Origin of the sequence: Streptomyces sp. NRRL S-244 (genome assembly GCF_000717915.1) — a bacterium.
In the GTDB taxonomy this organism is placed as follows: domain Bacteria; phylum Actinomycetota; class Actinomycetes; order Streptomycetales; family Streptomycetaceae; genus Streptomyces.
In genome coordinates this window covers 1-16580 of sequence record NZ_JOCX01000014.1, presented here as the reverse complement: position 1 = coordinate 16580, position 16580 = coordinate 1, and the positions used below count along the sequence as shown (strand labels likewise).

The following is a 16580-nucleotide window of genomic DNA, read 5'->3' as shown; positions in this document are numbered from 1 at the left end:
CCGCGGGACCTCGTACGGGCCCCCTCATACCCCCGTCACCAGCGGCTACTCCTTGGCCGCCGCCCGCGAACGCCCGCGGGGCAGGACCCGCAGGGCGTCGCCCATGTCCGCGACCTCGATCACCTTCATCCCGGCCGGCACCTTCCCCGGATCACCCGGCACCAGCGCGTGCGTGAAGCCGAGCCGGTGCGCCTCGGCGAGCCGCCGCTGTACGCCCGTCACCCGCCGCACCTCGCCCGCGAGGCCGACCTCGCCGATCGCCACGAGGTTCTTCGGCAGCGGCACGTCGCTCGCGGCCGAGGCCAGCGCGAGGGCGATCGCCAGGTCGGCGGCCGGCTCGGTCAGCTTCACCCCGCCGACGGTGGCGGAGTAGATGTCGCGCTTGCCGAGCGCGGTGATCCGGCCGCGCTGCTCCAGCACCGCCAGCATCATCGAGACGCGCGAGGTCTCCAGGCCCGAGGTGGTCCGCCGGGGCGAGGGGATCTGCGAGTCCACGGTCAGCGCCTGCACCTCGGCGACGAGCGGGCGCTTGCCCTCCAGGGTCACCGTCAGGCAGGTCCCGGGGACGGCCTCCGCGCGCCGGGTCAGGAACAGCCCGCTCGGGTCGGCGAGCCCGGTGATCCCCTCGTCGTGCAGTTCGAAGCAGCCGACCTCGTCGGTGGCGCCGTACCGGTTCTTCACCCCGCGTACGAGGCGCAGCCGCGCGTGCCGGTCGCCCTCGAAGCTGAGGACCACGTCGACGAGGTGCTCCAGCAGGCGGGGGCCGGCGATCGCCCCGTCCTTGGTGACGTGCCCGACCAGCAGGGTGGCCATCCCGCGTTCCTTGGAGGCGCGGATCAGGGCCCCGGCCACCTCGCGGACCTGGGCCATGCCGCCGGGCGCGCCGTCGATCTCGGGCGAGGCGACGGTCTGTACGGAGTCCAGGATCAGCAACGAGGGCTGTACGGCGTCGAGGTGGCCCAGTACGGCGGAGAGATCGGTCTCGGCGGCGAGGAAGAGGTGGTCGTTGAGCGCGTTGATCCGGTCGGCCCGCAGCCGCACCTGGCTCGCCGACTCCTCGCCCGTGACGTAGAGGGTGCGGTGCGCCTCGCTGGCCGCCTTCGCCGCGACGTCGAGCAGCAGCGTCGACTTCCCGACGCCCGGCTCCCCGGCCAGCAGCACGACGGCGCCGGGCACGAGCCCGCCGCCGAGGACCCGGTCCAGCTCGTCCACGCCCGTGCTGCGGGCGGTCGCCGTCCGGCCGTCGACCTGTGCGATCGGGAGGGCGGGCGCCGAGACCCGGCCGGCGGCGGTGGTCCGTACGGCGGGCGCGCCGCCCATCTCCTCCACGGTGCCCCACGCCTGGCACTCGGGGCACCGCCCGAGCCATTTCGCGGTCGTCCAGCCGCACTCGGAGCAGCGGTAGGACGGCCGGTCCTTGGCGGATGAACGAGATGTACGGGCAGCCATGCGGCCCACGGTATCCGGAGCCTGTGACAACGCCGACCGCTCGTCGGCCGGGGCCAGGCGGACGGCCCGGCGTCAGGGCCGCAGTCAGCACACGTTCGATCTGTTCACCCGTAAGGGCTAAAACAGCTGAAGGCTTCACGGCCGTCACCGGCGTGCGGCCTACCTTCGCCAGGGTGAACAGCAGCAATCAGGAAAGCCCCGCCCAGCGCACCGGCGCACACCGGGCGCACGGGCGCACACCCTCCGCGGGCCCCCCTGAACGCCCCGAGGGCCTCGAAGAGGACCCCGAAGGCATCGCAGGTCTCAATCGGGAACAGCACTCCCAGGCACCCCACCCGGCCCACCCCTCCCGCCCGGCCCAAGGGCCCCAGACACCGCCCCCGTTCCGGCACGAGCCGTACCTGGACGGCCTGTTCACCTACTGCCTGTCGGTCCTCTGCGACCACGACGCCGCCACCGAGGTCCTCGCCGAGGTCCTCGCCGTCGCCGAGCGGTACCCCGGCCGATGTCCCGACGAGGGCGGCCGGCGGGCCTGGCTGTACGCCCTCGCCCGCTGGGGCTGCCTGCGCCGGCTGGCCGAGCACCGGCGGACCCGGCAGGGAGCGCATTCCGCCCGGCGCGCGCCGGAGCGCAAGGATGCCGAGCACGCGCCGGAGGCGTACCGTTCCGGCACCCTCGACGTGAACGCGTACCGGCGCACCGAACTGGCCCGGCTCGCCTGGCCCGAGGCCGCGGGGACCACGCCCGCGCAGCGCGAGGCCCTCGAACTCGCCGTCCGCCACCGCCTCGGCGTCCCCGAGCTCGCCGCCGTCCTCGGCACGCCCCCCGCCACCGCCCGGGAGCTGCTGGCCGGCGCCGCCTGCGAGGTGGAGCGGACCCGCGCCGCCCTCGCCGTCGTCGAGACCGGCGGCTGCCCGTCCGTGTCCCGGCTCACCGGCGACGGCGACGGGCAGGTGCTGCTGTCCACCAGCCTGCGCGCCGAGCTGGTCCGCCACGTCGACGACTGCCCGCGCTGCCGACGCGTCGCCGAACGCGCCGACGCCGCGGCTCCATGGCCCGGCACCGGCGGCATCGACGCCGCCCTCCCGCTGGTCCCCGCCCCGCGCACCGCCGTCCGCGCGGCCATGGTCCGCTCCGGCGGCCGCCGCGGGCGCCGGCCCGCCCCGCGCTTCGACCGCACGGGCTTCCCGATGGACCCCCGGGACCGCGCGGCCCGCCGCGACCGGCTGCGCGCGCGGGCCGTGACCACCACCGTCGTCGCCACCGTCGTCGCGGCCCCGGTCCTGGCGCTGTGGGCGGCGTACCGAGGCGCCCCGGAGACCGGCGAGCCCGTCGGCGCGGACTCCACCCGGATCTCCGCGAGCGAGTCCGAGCTCCCGGCCCTGCGCCAGGACGGCCCGCTGCGCACGTACGAGAACGCCGGCAACACCGCGCACACCACCGGCGAGCCCGGCTTCGCCCCGGGCCGCGCGGACCCGGACGGCTCGGACGTCTCCGTCGAGGTGATCAGCGTCGGGGCGCCCGCCGCCCCCGCGGACCGGGCGGGGAACCCCGGGCGGCTGTCCGTCGCCGCCTCCTCGCACCGGGGCACCACCATGCTCACGCTCACCGCGTCCGGCGGGGCGCCGGTGGACTGGCAGCTCTGGTCCGACGCGCCCTGGCTGCGGGCGAGCCGTTCCGCGGGCACGCTGAGGCCCGGCGAATCGTTCACGGTGTGGATCACCATCGACACCGCGGCCCAGCCGGTGGGCGCCTGGTCCGCCCGGATCGGGGTGGAGCCGGGCGGCGCGGTGATCTCCATCCAGGGCCGGGGCCGCCCGGCGCCGACGCCCCCGCCGGAGCCCGCGGACCCGACTCCGACACCGAGCCCGACGCCGCCGCCGAAGCCGACGGAAACCCCGACCCCGACCCCGACCCCGACGCCGACCCCCACCGCGACCCCGAGCGAGACGGCGAGCGCCCCGGCAGGAGGAACGGTTGGCCCGCCGCCGGACCCGGGCGGGCCGGGGCCGGCCTGAGGCTTACGGGGTGGCGGGGTCGGCCGGGTGCGGTGCCATCGGCAGCAGCGAGGACAGCCGCGCCTCGCACAGCCGTACGAGGGCCTCGTACCCCTCCTTGCCCATCAGCTCGGTCAGCTCGGCCCGGTACGACACGTACACCGGATCGCCGGCGCCGTGCGCGGACGTCGCCGACGTGCACCACCAGTGCAGGTCGTGCCCGCCCGGACCCCAGCCGCGCCGGTCGTACTCGCCGATCGATACCTGGAGCACGCGGGTGTCGTCCGGCCGGTCGATCCACTCGTACGTCCGGCGGATCGGCAGCTGCCAGCACACGTCCGGCTTGGTCTCCAGCGGCTCCTGGCCGCTCTTGAGCGCCAGGATGTGCAGCGAGCAGCCCGCCCCGGCGGGGAAGCCGGGCCGGTTGAGGAAGATGCACGCGCCGTCCCAGCGGCGGGTCTGCTTCTCCCCGTCGTCGTCGTGCTGCGTCCACCCGGTCTCGCTGCCGACGTCGTGGAACTGCCACAGCTCGGGGGTCAGCCGCGCCACGTGCTCGGCGACCCGCTTCTCGTCGTCATCGTCCGAGAAGTGCGCGCCGAGGGTGCAGCAGCCGTCGTCGGCCCGGCCGGCCTGGATGCCCTGGCAGCCGCTGCCGAAGATGCACGTCCAGCGGGAGGTGAGCCAGGTCAGGTCGCAGCGGAAGACCTGCTCGGCGTCGGCGGGGTCGGGGAACTCCACCCAGGCCCGGGGGAAGTCGAGCCCCTTCTCGTCGTCACGGGCAACCGAGGCCTTCGCCTTGGCGTTGGCCTTGGCCTCGGCCTTGGGCTTCTTGGTTGCCTTGGACTTGTTGGCCTTCTTCGTATTTGGCACAAACCCAAGCCTAAGGGCCCCTTACGTCACCCATACTCCAGCCGCACAGTAGCGTTTCCTCGTATGAGACTCGGTGTCCTCGATGTGGGTTCGAACACGATCCATCTGCTGGTGGTGGACGCGCACCCCGGCGCGCGCCCGCAGCCGGCCCACTCGCACAAGGTGGAATTGCGGCTGGCGGAGCTGCTCGACGAGCGCGGAGCGGTCACCCCGGAGGGCGTCGAGCGCCTCGTCTCGGTGATCGGCGAGGCGGCGCAGGCCGCCGAGGACAAGGGCTGCGAGGACGTCCTCCCCTTCGCGACCAGCGCCGTACGCGAGGCCACGAACGCGGACGAGGTCCTGGCCAGGGTGCTGGCCGAGACCGGCGTCGACCTGCCCATCCTGAGCGGTGAGGACGAGGCGCGGCTGACGTTCCTGGCCGCCCGGCGCTGGTTCGGCTGGTCCGCGGGCAAGCTGCTGGTCCTCGACATCGGCGGCGGCTCGCTGGAGATCGCGTACGGCATCGACGAGGACCCCGACGCGGCGGTCTCGCTGCCGCTGGGCGCGGGCCGCCTCACCACGGGCTGGCTGCCGGGCGACCCGCCGGACCCGGCGGACGTACGGGCGCTGCGGCGGCACGCGCGGGCCCAGATCGCCCGTACGGTCGGGGAGTTCAGCCGCTTCGGGGCGCCGGACCACGTGGTGGCGACATCGAAGACCTTCCGCCAGCTGGCCCGCATCGCGGGCGCGGCCCGCTCGGCGGACGGCCTGTACGTCCAGCGGGACCTGACCCGCAAGTCCCTGGAGGAGTGGGTCCCGCGGCTCGCGGCGATGACCACCGCCCAGCGCTCCGCCCTCCCGGGCGTCTCGGAGGGCCGCGCGTCCCAGCTCCTGGCGGGCGCGCTGGTCGCGGAGGGCGCGATGGACCTCTTCGGCGTGGACGAACTGGAAATCTGCCCCTGGGCCCTCCGCGAGGGCGTAATCCTCCGCCGCCTGGACCACCTCCCGTCCTGACCCGGTACGGGGCTGCCAGCGGCATTCCGCCCGGGCATGCTCCGCCTGCAACGCCGGGGGCCGGGGGCCCGGGCCGGTAGCCCACTGATCGGCATCGGGAAGCCCCCACAAGGACGGTCACCTGGGCCCAGGCCTTGAGCAGGGCGGCATCAGCGCCGCCGAGGCCCGGGGGGCGGCGTGGTCGGCGTCACGGTCCTCGGCGGCTGCGCCCCGTACCCTGTCTCCGTGGCAGAACCTGTTCGGATCCCGAGTGCGAAAGTCGCGCTGTCCACTGCCTCCGTCTATCCGGAGTCGACGGCTACCGCCTTCGAGATCGCCGCGCGCCTCGGGTACGACGGCGTCGAGGTGATGGTCTGGACGGATCCGGTCAGCCAGGACATCGACGCCCTGCGGCGGCTGTCGGACCAGTACCAGGTGCCGATCCTCGCCGTGCACGCGCCCTGTCTGCTCATTACGCAGAGGGTGTGGTCCACCGATCCGTGGACCAAGCTCCAGCGGGCGCAGGCCGCGGCCGAGCGGCTGGGGGCGTCCACCGTCGTCGTGCACCCGCCGTTCCGCTGGCAGCGCCAGTACGCGCGGGACTTCGTCAGCGGGATCTGGCGGATGGCCGACGAGACCGATGTGCGGTTCGCCGTCGAGAACATGTACCCGTGGCGGTACCGGGACCGCGAGATGCTGGCCTACGCCCCCGAGTGGGACGTGACCAAGGACGACTACCGGCACTTCACCGTTGATCTGTCCCACACTGCGACCGCCCGGACCGATGCCACCGAGATGATCGACCGCATGGGGGACCGGCTCGCGCACGTGCACCTCGCCGACGGAAACGGTTCGGCGAAGGACGAGCACCTGGTTCCGGGGCGGGGGACGCAGCCGTGTGCCGAGCTGCTGGAGCGGCTCGCCCGGGCTTCCTTCGACGGGCACGTCGTCATCGAGGTCAACACCCGCCGCGCGATGTCCTCCGCCGAGCGCGAGGCCGACCTCGCCGAGGCCCTGGCCTTCACCCGGCTGCATCTGGCCTCCAGCGCCGCGCCGATCAGGACCCGCCGGCCGTGACGGAACCCGTCAAGCCGCGCCGCGGGCCCGGCCGGCCCCGCCAGGACGAGGCCGACGAAGGGCCCGGCACCCAGGAGCGGATCCGGCTCGCCGCCCGCGAGGTGTTCGCGGAGCGCGGGTACGACAAGACCTCCGTGCGCGGCATCGCGAAGGTCGCCGGCGTGGACCCGGCGCTGGTCCACCACTACTTCGGCAGCAAGGACGACCTCTTCGCCGCCGCCATCGAGGTCACGATGGAACCCGCCCTCGTCGTCCCCGCGATCGTGGGGGAGGGCCCCGACGGCATCGGGGAGCGGCTGGCCCGCTATTTCCTGGGCATCTGGGAGAACCCGGTCACCCGGGCGCCCCTGCTCGCCGTCATCCGCTCCGCCCTCACCCACGAGGCCGCGGCGGCGGTGCTGCGCCGGCTGGTCCTGCGCCGGGTCCTGGAACGGGTCGCGGCCGACCTCGACGTCCCCGACCCCACCTTCCGTGCCGAGCTCGCCGCCTCCCACATGATCGGCATCGCGTTCCTGCGGTACGTGGTCCAGGTCGAGCCCCTCGCGTCCGCCGACCCGGAGGACATCGTCTCCCTGGTGGCGCCCACCCTCCAGCGTTACCTGACCGAGGAATGACCGAGGAATGAGCCTTCCGTATCGACATGCGGACCAGCTGTCCGCATCGCGGGCCGGGAGCGTAGCCTCGTAACCGAGCCGTATCCACAGTCATGCACAGTCGCGGTGGGCGTGCGAACGCCACCGCACCCATGGGGAGTGAACCCGATGCCCGAGCTGAGGTCCCGCACCGTCACCCACGGCCGCAACATGGCGGGCGCACGCGCCCTTATGCGTGCGTCGGGCGTAGCGAGCGCGGACATCGGGAAGCCGATCATCGCGGTCGCCAACTCCTTCACCGAGTTCGTCCCCGGCCACACCCACCTGGCCCCGGTCGGCCGGATCGTCTCCGACGCCATCCGCGCCGCCGGTGCGATCCCGCGCGAGTTCAACACCATCGCGGTCGACGACGGCATCGCCATGGGGCACGGCGGCATGCTGTACTCCCTGCCCTCCCGCGACCTGATCGCGGACAGCGTGGAGTACATGGTCGAGGCGCACTGCGCCGACGCGCTCATCTGCATCTCCAACTGCGACAAGATCACCCCCGGCATGCTGATGGCCGCCATGCGCCTCAACATCCCGGTCGTGTTCGTGTCGGGCGGCCCGATGGAGGCCGGCCAGGCCGTCCTCGTCGACGGCACCGTCCGCAAGCTCGACCTGATCGACGCCATGGTCGACGCCTCCAACGAGAACGTCTCCGACGAGGACGTGCTCCGCATCGAGGAGAACGCCTGTCCGACCTGCGGGTCGTGCAGCGGCATGTTCACCGCCAACTCCATGAACTGCCTCGCCGAGGCCATCGGTCTCGCGCTCCCCGGCAACGGCTCCGTCCTCGCCACGCACACCGCCCGCCGCGCCCTTTACGAGGACGCCGGCCGGACGGTCGTCGAGATCACCAAGCGGTACTACGAGCAGGACGACCACTCGGTCCTGCCGCGCTCCATCGCGACCCGCGAGGCCTTCGAGAACGCCATGGCCCTCGACATCGCCATGGGCGGCTCGACGAACACGATCCTGCACCTGCTGGCCGCCGCGCAGGAGGCGGGCCTGGAGTACGACCTCACCGACATCGACGAGGTGTCGAGGCGGGTCCCGTGCCTGGCGAAGGTCGCGCCGAACGTGGCGCCCGGCGGCACGTACTACATGGAGGACATCCACCGGGCCGGCGGCATCCCCGCCATCCTCGGCGAGCTGCACCGCGGCGGGCTCCTGAACAAGGACGTCACGACGGTCCACTCGGAGAACCTGGAGGACTGGCTGGCGAAGTGGGACGCGCGCAGCGGCACGGCCTCGGCGGAGGCCATGGAGCTGTGGCACGCGGCCCCCGGCTGCGTGCGCTCCGCCACCGCCTTCTCGCAGTCCGAGCGCTGGGACGACCTCGACCTGGACGCCGAGGGCGGCTGCATCCGGTCGGTGCAGCACGCGTACTCCAAGGACGGCGGACTGGCGGTCCTGCGCGGCAACATCGCGGTCGACGGGTGCGTCGTGAAGACGGCGGGCGTCGACGAGTCGATCTGGACCTTCGAGGGCCCGGCGGTCGTCTGCGAATCGCAGGACGAGGCGGTCGACAAGATCCTCCGCAAGGAGATCAAGGCGGGCGACGTCGTCGTCATCCGGTACGAGGGCCCGCGCGGCGGCCCCGGCATGCAGGAGATGCTCTACCCGACGTCGTTCCTGAAGGGGCGCGGGCTCGGCAAGGTCTGCGCGCTGGTGACGGACGGCCGCTTCTCCGGAGGCACCTCGGGCCTGTCCATCGGCCACGCCTCCCCGGAGGCGGCCTCGGGCGGCGACATCGCCGTCGTCGAGGACGGCGACCGCATCCGGATCGACATCCCGAACCGCTCGATCGAGCTGCTGGTGGACGAGGCCACGCTGGCCGCCCGCCACGCGGCCCTGGGCGGCGTCTACGCTCCGAAGAACCGCGAACGCAAGGTCTCGGCGGCGCTGCGCGCGTACGCCGCGATGGCGACGAGCGCCGACAAGGGCGCCGTCCGCGACGTGAGCAAGCTGGGCGTCTGACGACCGCCGCGCCCCCGACTCCGCACCGGGGCCACCGCGAACCCCGCCGGGAATCCCCGGCGGGGTTCGCCGCTTCCGGCCGCGTCGGGGCCGGTCACCACCCCGTGGGGTCGGCGGCGCTGACCGCGAAGACCGTGCCGTCCGGGGCCGTCCCGTAGACCCGGCCCCCGGCCGGGACCGGGGTCGGCAGAGTGGCCGTGAAGCCGTCGCGGCCGTCGCCCGGGCGCGGCCGCGTCTGGCCCACCAGCCGCCCGGTCCCGCCGTCGACCGCCAGCAGCCGCCCGTCCGGCGCCGTCAGGTGGATGCGGCCGTCGGCCGCCACCGGACGGGACGCCACGGCCAGGCCCGTCTCCAGCCGCCACTGCTCCCGCTCGGCGCCCACCGCGATCAGCGCACCCGAGACCCCGACCGCGTACACGACGCCGTCCGCGCCCACCGCCGCCTCCGCGTCGAACAGCGGCACCGACAGCCGGACCCGCCGTACCGCCTGCGTCGCCGCATCCACCCGGACGACCGCGCCGGTCTTGCCTTCCGTATCGACGTCCAGCAGGTACAGCCCGCCCCGCGCGGCCCCGACCGGCCGCAGCCGCCCCGCCGTCCGCGACTGCCAGCGCACCGCGCCGTTCGCCGGATCCACCGCCAGCAGCTGTGAGCTCCCGCCGCCGCTGTCGGGCGTCGACACGTACGCCACCGCGCCGTCGCCCCACCACACGGAACCCGTCCCGCCGAGCTGCTTCGTCCACCGCACGGCCCCGCTCGCCGCGTCGAGCGCCGTCACGTTCCCGTTCGGCGGTACGAGCAGCACCTGCCCGCCCGCCGACGCCACCGCCCGCGCGCCGTCCGGCAGCTTCCGCTGCCAGCGCTCGGCGCCCGTACCCGGATCCAGCGCCTGAAGCGTCCCGCTGCCCGGCGCGGCCACGAGCACCAGCCCGCCCGCGTGCAGCGGCGCACCGTCCGCCGCGGTCCGGGCCGCCGGGGCGGCCGCCTTCACCGACCACACCACCGACCCGTCCGCCGGGCTGAGCCGGGCCGCCGCCACCCCCGGCCCGGTGCAGTACAGGGCCGCCGCCTCCCCCCAGGAACAGGCCCCGGTCCGATTGCCCGCCCTCGGCTCGCCCAGCGCGACCGCCCACGGTACGAACGGCTTCGCCTGCGCCGGGTCGGCCTGCGCGGCGTTCCGCCCCGGAGGCCCGGCCCCCGCTCCGAAGTGCAGGTACCCGCCCACGGCCCCGCCCGTCAGCAGCAGCCCGACCCCCGCCGCCACCAGCGCCCGCGCCCTGCGCCGCCCCCGACCGGCAGCGCCCGCGGGACCGGTCCGACCGTCCCGACCGCCCTGACCGGCCTCGACGGCGATCCGCTCCCGCCGATGGGTGGCTTCGGCAGCCGCCCCCGACCCGACCGGCCGTCGCGGCGGCGGAACGAACACCTGCGTGTCCTCGGAGGTCGGGTACGCCACCGCCCGCATCTCCGCGATCAGCTCCTCCGCGGTGGGCCGGTCCGCCGGCTCCTTCGCCAGGCACCGCGCCACGAGCGGTACGAGCTGCTCCGGCAGCCCGGTCAGATCGGGCTCGGCGTGCACGACCTGGTACGCCACCAGGTAGTGGCTGTCGGAGTCGAACGGCCCGTGCCCCGTCGCCGCGTGGACGAGTACGGCGCCCAGCGCGAAGACGTCCGCGGCCGAGCCCACCTCCCGCGGCCGCTGGAACTGCTCCGGCGCCATGTACGGTGGCGTCCCGATCAGCTTCCCCGTCTCGGTCCGCAGATCGCTGTCCGCCGGCCGCGAGATGCCGAAGTCGATGACCCGCACCCCGTCCGGTGCCATCAGTACGTTGCTGGGCTTGAGGTCCCGGTGGACGACCCCCGCCCGGTGGATGTCCCGCAGCGCCTCCGCCAGCCCCGCGGCGAGCCGGGCCAGCTCGACGGGGTCCAGCACCCGCTCCCGTACGCGCTCGGCCAGCGTCGGGGCGTCGATGAACAGGGTGGCCATCCACGGCCGTTCGGCATCCGGATCGGCGTCCACGACGGGCGCGGTGAAGGCCCCGCTCACCCGCCGCGCGGCGGCGACCTCCTGCCGGAAGCGGGCCCGGAACTCCGGATCGACCGCGTGCTCGGCATGCACGATCTTGACGGCGAGTTTCAGCCCCGAACCGGAGGTGGCCAGATGGACGACGCCCATCCCGCCGGAACCGAGCACCGATTCCAGCCGGTACTGCCCGGCGTACTCCGGAAAGCCCACGTAGTCCGCGCGCAGCGAATGCACCGCTCAACCACCCCCGCCGGAGCCTAGTCGATGGGCCGTACGAATCTCCAAGGGTCCTGCTACCCTGCGCGAGTTGCGCACGGCAACACCCGTGGGGGGAGATTTCACATGTCCGTGGAGAACGATTCCAGCCAAGTCCAGAGCCTGGCCGCCGGCTCGGGATTCCAGACGTTTCCGGTCGCTCCGGGTTACCGCGTGAACGTCCGCAGCGGCCCGGGGACGAACTACTCGGTCATCGACACCCTGCCGTACGGCGCGAGCGTCTCGATCCGCTGCCAGTGCGACGGCACGACCGTCTCGGGCCCGTACGGCACGTCGGACATCTGGGACTGCATCGGCAATGGCCGCTTCGTCTCCGACGCGTACGTCAAGACCGGCGCCGACGGCTACGTCGCGAACCGCTGCAGCTAAGCCCCTGGGGCCCCGGGGCCGTCCGCCGCCCGTCTGCCACGTGAGACGACCCCGGCCGGTCCGGCTCGGCGAGGGATAATCGCCGGTGTGAGCGACGACGACCAGCGAGACCAGACCCCCGCCGAGCCGGCCCCGAAGACCCCCGCGGCCGCCGCGGCCCCGGCCGGGCCCGAGCCGGAGCCGATCCGCTTCTTCGGCACGACCTGGGTGAACCACGACGGCGGCTACGCCCTGCGCCGCGTCGCCGTCGGCATCGGCTCGATCGTCACCGCCGTCGCCGCGGCCGTGCTGCTCCGCCTCTCCTACGAGGGCCTGGAGATCGGCAACGTCGGCCCGTTCCTCAGCATCTCCGTCGTCGTCCTCTTCGCGATCGCCAGCTCCATCGCCTTCGTCAAGACCTGGGACTCCTTCAGCCGCCGTCCCGCCCCGTCCTCCGACGAGGCCGCCCTCAAGGGCCTGAAGACGATCGGTTTCATCGGCTCCCTCATCGCGTACTTCCTGCGCTGCTTCTTCGAGGCCCCCGGCGAGAAGCTGCGCCGCGCCGAGTACGAGCGCGCCACCGCCGAGTTCGCCCGCCGCCGCAGCACCCGTACGGGCAACCCGGCCGCGCGCCGCCCCAAGCGGAAGAAGTAGCCCCGCCCGTAGCCCCTTCCGGCCCCGTCCTGTTGACGCCCCGGCAGAGCCGGGAGCATTATTCATCGCATGATGAATAACCCGCAGGTGCCGCCGCCCGGCGAGCCCGCCCCGCCCGCCCCGGCCGCCGTCCACGCCCGCGGGCTCACCGTCCGCCGCGGCACCGGCCGCACCCCGCGCACCGTCATCGACTCCATCGCCTTCGACGTCCCCCGCGGCCGCATCACCGGCCTCCTCGGCCCCTCCGGCTGCGGCAAATCCACCCTCATGCGCTCCATCGTCGGCACCCAGGCCCACGTCACCGGCACCCTCGACGTCCTCGGCCGACCCGCCGGCTCCCCGGAGCTCCGCTCCCGCATCGGCTACGTCACCCAGGCCCCCTCCGTCTACGACGACCTCACCGTCCGCCAGAACCTCGACTACTTCGCCGCCATCCTCGATCCCGGCGGCGCCGCCGCCGACCGCCGCCGCTCCACCGTCACCCGCGCCATCGCCGACGTCGACCTCACCACCCACGCCGACGCCCTCGCCGGCAACCTCTCCGGCGGCCAGCGCAGCCGCGTCTCCCTCGCCGTCGCGCTCCTCGGCACCCCCGAGCTCCTCGTACTCGACGAGCCCACCGTCGGCCTCGACCCCGTCCTGCGCCGCGACCTGTGGAACCTCTTCCACGACATCGCCGCCACCCGCGGCGCCACGATCCTCGTCTCCTCCCACGTCATGGACGAGGCCGAGCGCTGCCACGACCTGCTCCTCATGCGCGAGGGCCGCATCCTCGCCCAGGACACCCCCGACGCACTGCGCACCCGTACGCACTCCGCCACCGTCGAGGAGGGCTTCCTGCGCCTCGTCGACGAGGCCGACGCCGAAGCCGAAGCGAAGCCCGAGGTCATCCGATGAGCACCGCCCGCACCGCCGCCACCGCCGCCCGCGTCCTGCGCCAGCTGCGCCACGACCCGCGCTCCATCGCGCTGATGCTGCTGGTCCCCGTACTGATGCTGACGCTGCTGCGCTTCGTCTTCGACGGCAGCCCGCGCACCTTCGACGGCATCGGCGCGTCCCTCCTCGGGATCTTCCCGCTCATCACCATGTTCCTGGTGACCTCGATCGCCACCCTGCGCGAGCGCACCTCCGGCACCCTCGAACGCCTCCTCGCGATGCCGCTGGCCAAGGGCGACCTCATCGCCGGCTACGCCCTCGCCTTCGGTGCCGTCGCCGTCGTCCAGTCCCTCCTCGCCACCGGCCTCGCCCTCTGGCTCCTCGGCCTCGACGTCGTCGGCTCGCCCTGGCTGCTCCTGCTCGTCGCCCTGCTCGACGCGCTCCTCGGCACGGCCCTCGGCCTGTTCGTCTCCGCCTTCGCCGCCAGCGAGTTCCAGGCCGTCCAGTTCATGCCGGCCGTGATCTTCCCGCAGCTCCTGCTGTGCGGCCTGTTCGCGGCGCGCAACACGATGCACCCCGTGCTCGAAGGCCTCTCGGACGTGCTGCCCATGTCGTACGCCGTCGACGGCATGAGCCAGGTCCTGACGCACACCGACATGACCGCCGACTTCGTCCGCGACGCCGTCATCGTCGCCGCCTGCGCGCTCCTCGTCCTCGCCCTCGGCGCGGCCACGCTGCGCCGCCGTACGCCCTGACCGGGCCCTGACCGCACTGCGGACAGCGCCTCGCCGTTCGTCCCACGGGTGAAAGGATGAGGAGGGAGAAGCCAGCACACGTGCAAGAAAGTTCGGCGAGGTGAATCGGGCATGACCCAGACAGTCGCAGTCCTCGGTACCGGCAAGATCGGCGAGGCCCTGCTCAGCGGAATGATCCGCGGCGGCCGGCCCGCCTCCAAGCTCCTCGTCACCGCCCGCCGCCCCGAACGAGCCGAGGAGCTCCGCGCCCGCTACGGCGTCGAGGCGGTCAGCAACGCCGAAGCCGCCAAGCGCGCCGACACCCTCATCCTCACCGTCAAGCCGCAGGACATGGGCAAGCTCCTCGAAGAGCTCGCCCCGCACATCCCCGCCGACCGCCTGATCATCAGCGGCGCCGCCGGCATCCCCACCTCCTTCTTCGAGGAGCGGCTCGCCCCCGGCACCCCCGTCGTCCGCGTCATGACGAACACCCCCGCCCTCGTCGACGAGGCCATGTCCGTCATCTCGGCCGGCAGCCACGCCACCGCCGAACACCTCGCCCACACCGAGGAGATCTTCGGCGGCGTAGGCAAGACCCTGCGCGTCCCCGAATCCCAGCAGGACGCCGCCACCGCCCTCTCCGGCTCCGGACCGGCGTACTTCTACTTCCTCGTCGAGGCGATGACCGACGCCGGCATCCTCCTCGGCCTGCCCCGGGCCCAGGCCCACGACCTCATCGTCCAGGCCGCCATCGGCGCCGCCGTGATGCTCCGCGACAGCGGCGAGCACCCGGTCAAGCTCCGCGAGGCGGTCACCTCTCCGGCGGGCACCACCATCAACGCGATCGTCGAGCTCGAACGGCACGGCGTACGGGCCGCCCTGATCGCAGCCCTGGAAGCGGCCCGCGACCGCAGCCGCGAACTCGCGTCCGGCAACAGCTAGAGGGAGGGCGGCGGTACGGGCCCCCGGCCCCGGGCCCCCGGGCTCCCGCAGAAGCAGGGGCCCGTACGGGCAGGGGCCCGTACGGCCGGTGTTCTTCAGGGCTCCAGCAGCCCGATGGCCCGGTACGCCCGGTCCACGATCGGCCGCGCGAGCGCCCGGGCCCGCCCGGCCCCGTCCCGCAGCACCTTCTCCACCGCCGCCGGATCGGCCGCCAGCTCGGCGTGCCGCTCCTGCACCGGCCGCAGCAGCTCCACCACCGCGTCGGCGACATCCCGCTTCAGCGCCCCGTACCCGCTGTACTCGTCCGCGAGGGCGGCCGGATCCCCGCCGGTACAGGCGGCCAGCACGTCCAGCAGGTTCGCGACCCCGGGCCGCGCCTCCCGGTCGTAGACCACGCCGCCGTCCCCACTGTCGGTCACGGCCCGCATGACCTTCTTACGGATCACCCCGGGCTCGTCCAGCATGAACACCACCCCCGGCCCCGCCCCGCCGGACTTCCCCATCTTCGACGTCGGGTCCTGGAGGTCCATGACCCGCGCGGCCACCTGCGGCAGCGTCACCTTCGGCACCGTGAACGTCCGCCCGTACCGCTGGTTGAACCGGACCGCCAGATCCCGGGCCAGCTCCACGTGCTGCCGCTGGTCCTCACCGACCGGGACCTCCTCGGTCGCGTACGCCAGGATGTCGGCGGCCATCAGCACGGGATACGTCAGCAGCGACAGCCGTACGCCCTCCCCGGAGGCCTGCGCCTGCGCGGACTTCTCCTTGTACTGGATCATCCGGCGCATCTCCCCGTCGGTGGCGGTGCATTCCAGTACGTAAGAGAGCCGGGTGTGCTCGTCGACGTGGCTCTGCATGAACAGGGTGCACTTCTCCGGGTCCAGCCCGGAGGCGAGGAACAGGGTCGCCGCCTGCCTGCTGAGCCGGCGCACCCGCGCGGGATCGTGCTCGACGGTCAGTGCGTGCAGGTCCACGACGCAGAACAGCGCCTCGTCCGGCCCCTGGTCGGCGGCGACCCACTGCCGGACGGCCCCCAGGTAGTTCCCCAGCGTCAGGTGCCCGGTCGGCTTGATCCCGCTGAAGATCCTCGTCATGTCCTGTCTCCCTGTTCGTGGATGGTGTCGGGACCGCCGCGTCGGGCAACCGAGCCACTCCCGGGAGGGGAGAAACAGAAACGGCCGCCGTAAGCGGCGGCCGTGAGCGCATGCGTGCTCGCGTGGAAGGTCGGCCGCCGTCAGGCGGCCCACCAGCGAAGGCTGGACGTGAGCGCATGCGTAGTCATGGGGACCAGGCTAGCCCTTCCGGTGGCCCCTGTCCCGGGGTTGACACGCCCGTCCGAGGTCCGTAAGGTTCTTCGAGTTGTCCGACGTGAGCGCCGACCCCGGTCGGTCCCCGGACAGCCATCCCGCACTACACATTCGAACGAACGACGCACTGTGTCGTCTTGTTTTCATGCGTATTTGCGAATGAGGAATCCATGTCCAAGGACACAGCCAAGGACGCGGCCGCCGATTAGGTTCGGGGGCAAGGAATCCGCTACTGTCTCACTCGCCGCAAGGGCCCAACAGCCCAAGCGGCGGAACCCGCTGACTGGGAGTCAGGCCCGAAAGGATCTGATAGAGTCGGAATCGCCGGAAAGGGAAAACGCGAAAGCGAAGACCCCGGAAAGCAAGCGGAACTGACTCTGATAGAGTCGGAAACGCAAGAACGAAGAACGAAAGCCCGGAGGAAAGCCCGAGAGGGT

Annotated in this window: 14 protein-coding genes; 10 read left to right on the top strand and 4 right to left on the bottom strand. The window is 73.3% G+C overall.

Annotation, left to right across the window (positions count from 1 at the left end; all coding sequences use genetic code 11):
- Nucleotides 1-45 precede the first annotated feature (45 nt).
- Nucleotides 46-1449 (bottom strand): DNA repair protein RadA, encoded by a 1404-nt coding sequence (gene radA, locus IF02_RS0118895; protein WP_030158455.1) that lies wholly within the window; start codon nucleotides 1447-1449, stop codon nucleotides 46-48.
- Between the two features lie 173 nt (nucleotides 1450-1622).
- On the opposite strand from radA, the gene IF02_RS0118890 reads away from it, so the two are divergent.
- On the top strand, nucleotides 1623-3467 hold the full coding sequence (locus IF02_RS0118890; protein ID WP_037836645.1) for a BACON domain-containing protein: 1845 nt from the start codon (nucleotides 1623-1625) through the stop codon (nucleotides 3465-3467).
- Nucleotides 3468-3470: 3 nt separating this feature from the next.
- Here IF02_RS0118890 and IF02_RS0118885 read toward each other — a convergent pair whose 3' ends face one another.
- Nucleotides 3471-4316 (bottom strand): hypothetical protein, encoded by an 846-nt coding sequence (locus tag IF02_RS0118885; protein WP_030158451.1) that lies wholly within the window; start codon nucleotides 4314-4316, stop codon nucleotides 3471-3473.
- A gap of 63 nt (nucleotides 4317-4379) precedes the next feature.
- On the opposite strand from IF02_RS0118885, the gene IF02_RS0118880 reads away from it, so the two are divergent.
- From IF02_RS0118880 to ilvD, 4 genes are all read left to right on the top strand, one after another.
- Nucleotides 4380-5309 (top strand): Ppx/GppA phosphatase family protein, encoded by a 930-nt coding sequence (locus IF02_RS0118880; protein WP_030158449.1) that lies wholly within the window; start codon nucleotides 4380-4382, stop codon nucleotides 5307-5309.
- A 225-nt stretch (nucleotides 5310-5534) separates the two neighbouring features.
- Nucleotides 5535-6365, top strand: coding sequence for a sugar phosphate isomerase/epimerase family protein (locus IF02_RS0118875; protein WP_030158447.1), 831 nt, complete (start codon nucleotides 5535-5537; stop codon nucleotides 6363-6365).
- On the top strand, nucleotides 6362-6979 hold the full coding sequence (locus IF02_RS0118870; protein WP_030158445.1) for a TetR family transcriptional regulator: 618 nt from the start codon (nucleotides 6362-6364) through the stop codon (nucleotides 6977-6979). Before IF02_RS0118875 ends, IF02_RS0118870 begins: the two co-directional genes overlap by 4 nt.
- 147 nt (nucleotides 6980-7126) lie before the next feature.
- Entirely contained in the window at nucleotides 7127-8980 is a 1854-nt protein-coding gene (gene ilvD, locus IF02_RS0118865) for a dihydroxy-acid dehydratase (RefSeq protein WP_030158443.1), read from the top strand.
- 94 nt (nucleotides 8981-9074) lie between these two features.
- Here ilvD and IF02_RS0118860 read toward each other — a convergent pair whose 3' ends face one another.
- A complete protein-coding gene (locus IF02_RS0118860) occupies nucleotides 9075-11240 on the bottom strand; it encodes a serine/threonine-protein kinase (protein WP_030158441.1) in 2166 nt (721 codons plus the stop codon).
- 108 nt (nucleotides 11241-11348) lie between these two features.
- On the opposite strand from IF02_RS0118860, the gene IF02_RS0118855 reads away from it, so the two are divergent.
- The 5 genes from IF02_RS0118855 to proC all read left to right on the top strand — a co-directional run bounded on the left by IF02_RS0118855 (nucleotide 11349) and on the right by proC (nucleotide 14836).
- Nucleotides 11349-11651, top strand: coding sequence for an SH3 domain-containing protein (locus tag IF02_RS0118855; protein WP_030158439.1), 303 nt, complete (start codon nucleotides 11349-11351; stop codon nucleotides 11649-11651).
- Nucleotides 11652-11738: 87 nt separating this feature from the next.
- The gene (locus IF02_RS0118850; protein ID WP_030158437.1) at nucleotides 11739-12284 is read left to right on the top strand and encodes a hypothetical protein; all 546 of its coding nucleotides are present in this window, start codon (nucleotides 11739-11741) and stop codon (nucleotides 12282-12284) included.
- A gap of 69 nt (nucleotides 12285-12353) precedes the next feature.
- Nucleotides 12354-13181: an ABC transporter ATP-binding protein gene (locus tag IF02_RS0118845; RefSeq protein WP_030158435.1), complete on the top strand. Its 828-nt coding sequence runs from the start codon at nucleotides 12354-12356 to the stop codon at nucleotides 13179-13181.
- Nucleotides 13178-13915, top strand: a complete 738-nt coding sequence (locus tag IF02_RS0118840; RefSeq protein ID WP_030158433.1) for an ABC transporter permease — start codon at nucleotides 13178-13180, stop codon at nucleotides 13913-13915. The genes IF02_RS0118845 and IF02_RS0118840 overlap by 4 nt, the downstream gene beginning before the upstream one ends.
- A 111-nt stretch (nucleotides 13916-14026) precedes the next feature.
- A complete protein-coding gene (gene proC, locus IF02_RS0118835) occupies nucleotides 14027-14836 on the top strand; it encodes a pyrroline-5-carboxylate reductase (RefSeq protein WP_030158431.1) in 810 nt (269 codons plus the stop codon).
- A 95-nt stretch (nucleotides 14837-14931) separates the two neighbouring features.
- On the opposite strand, the gene trpS is transcribed toward proC, so the two are convergent.
- Nucleotides 14932-15930: a tryptophan--tRNA ligase gene (trpS, locus tag IF02_RS0118830; protein ID WP_030158429.1), complete on the bottom strand. Its 999-nt coding sequence runs from the start codon at nucleotides 15928-15930 to the stop codon at nucleotides 14932-14934.
- Nucleotides 15931-16580 lie beyond the last annotated feature (650 nt).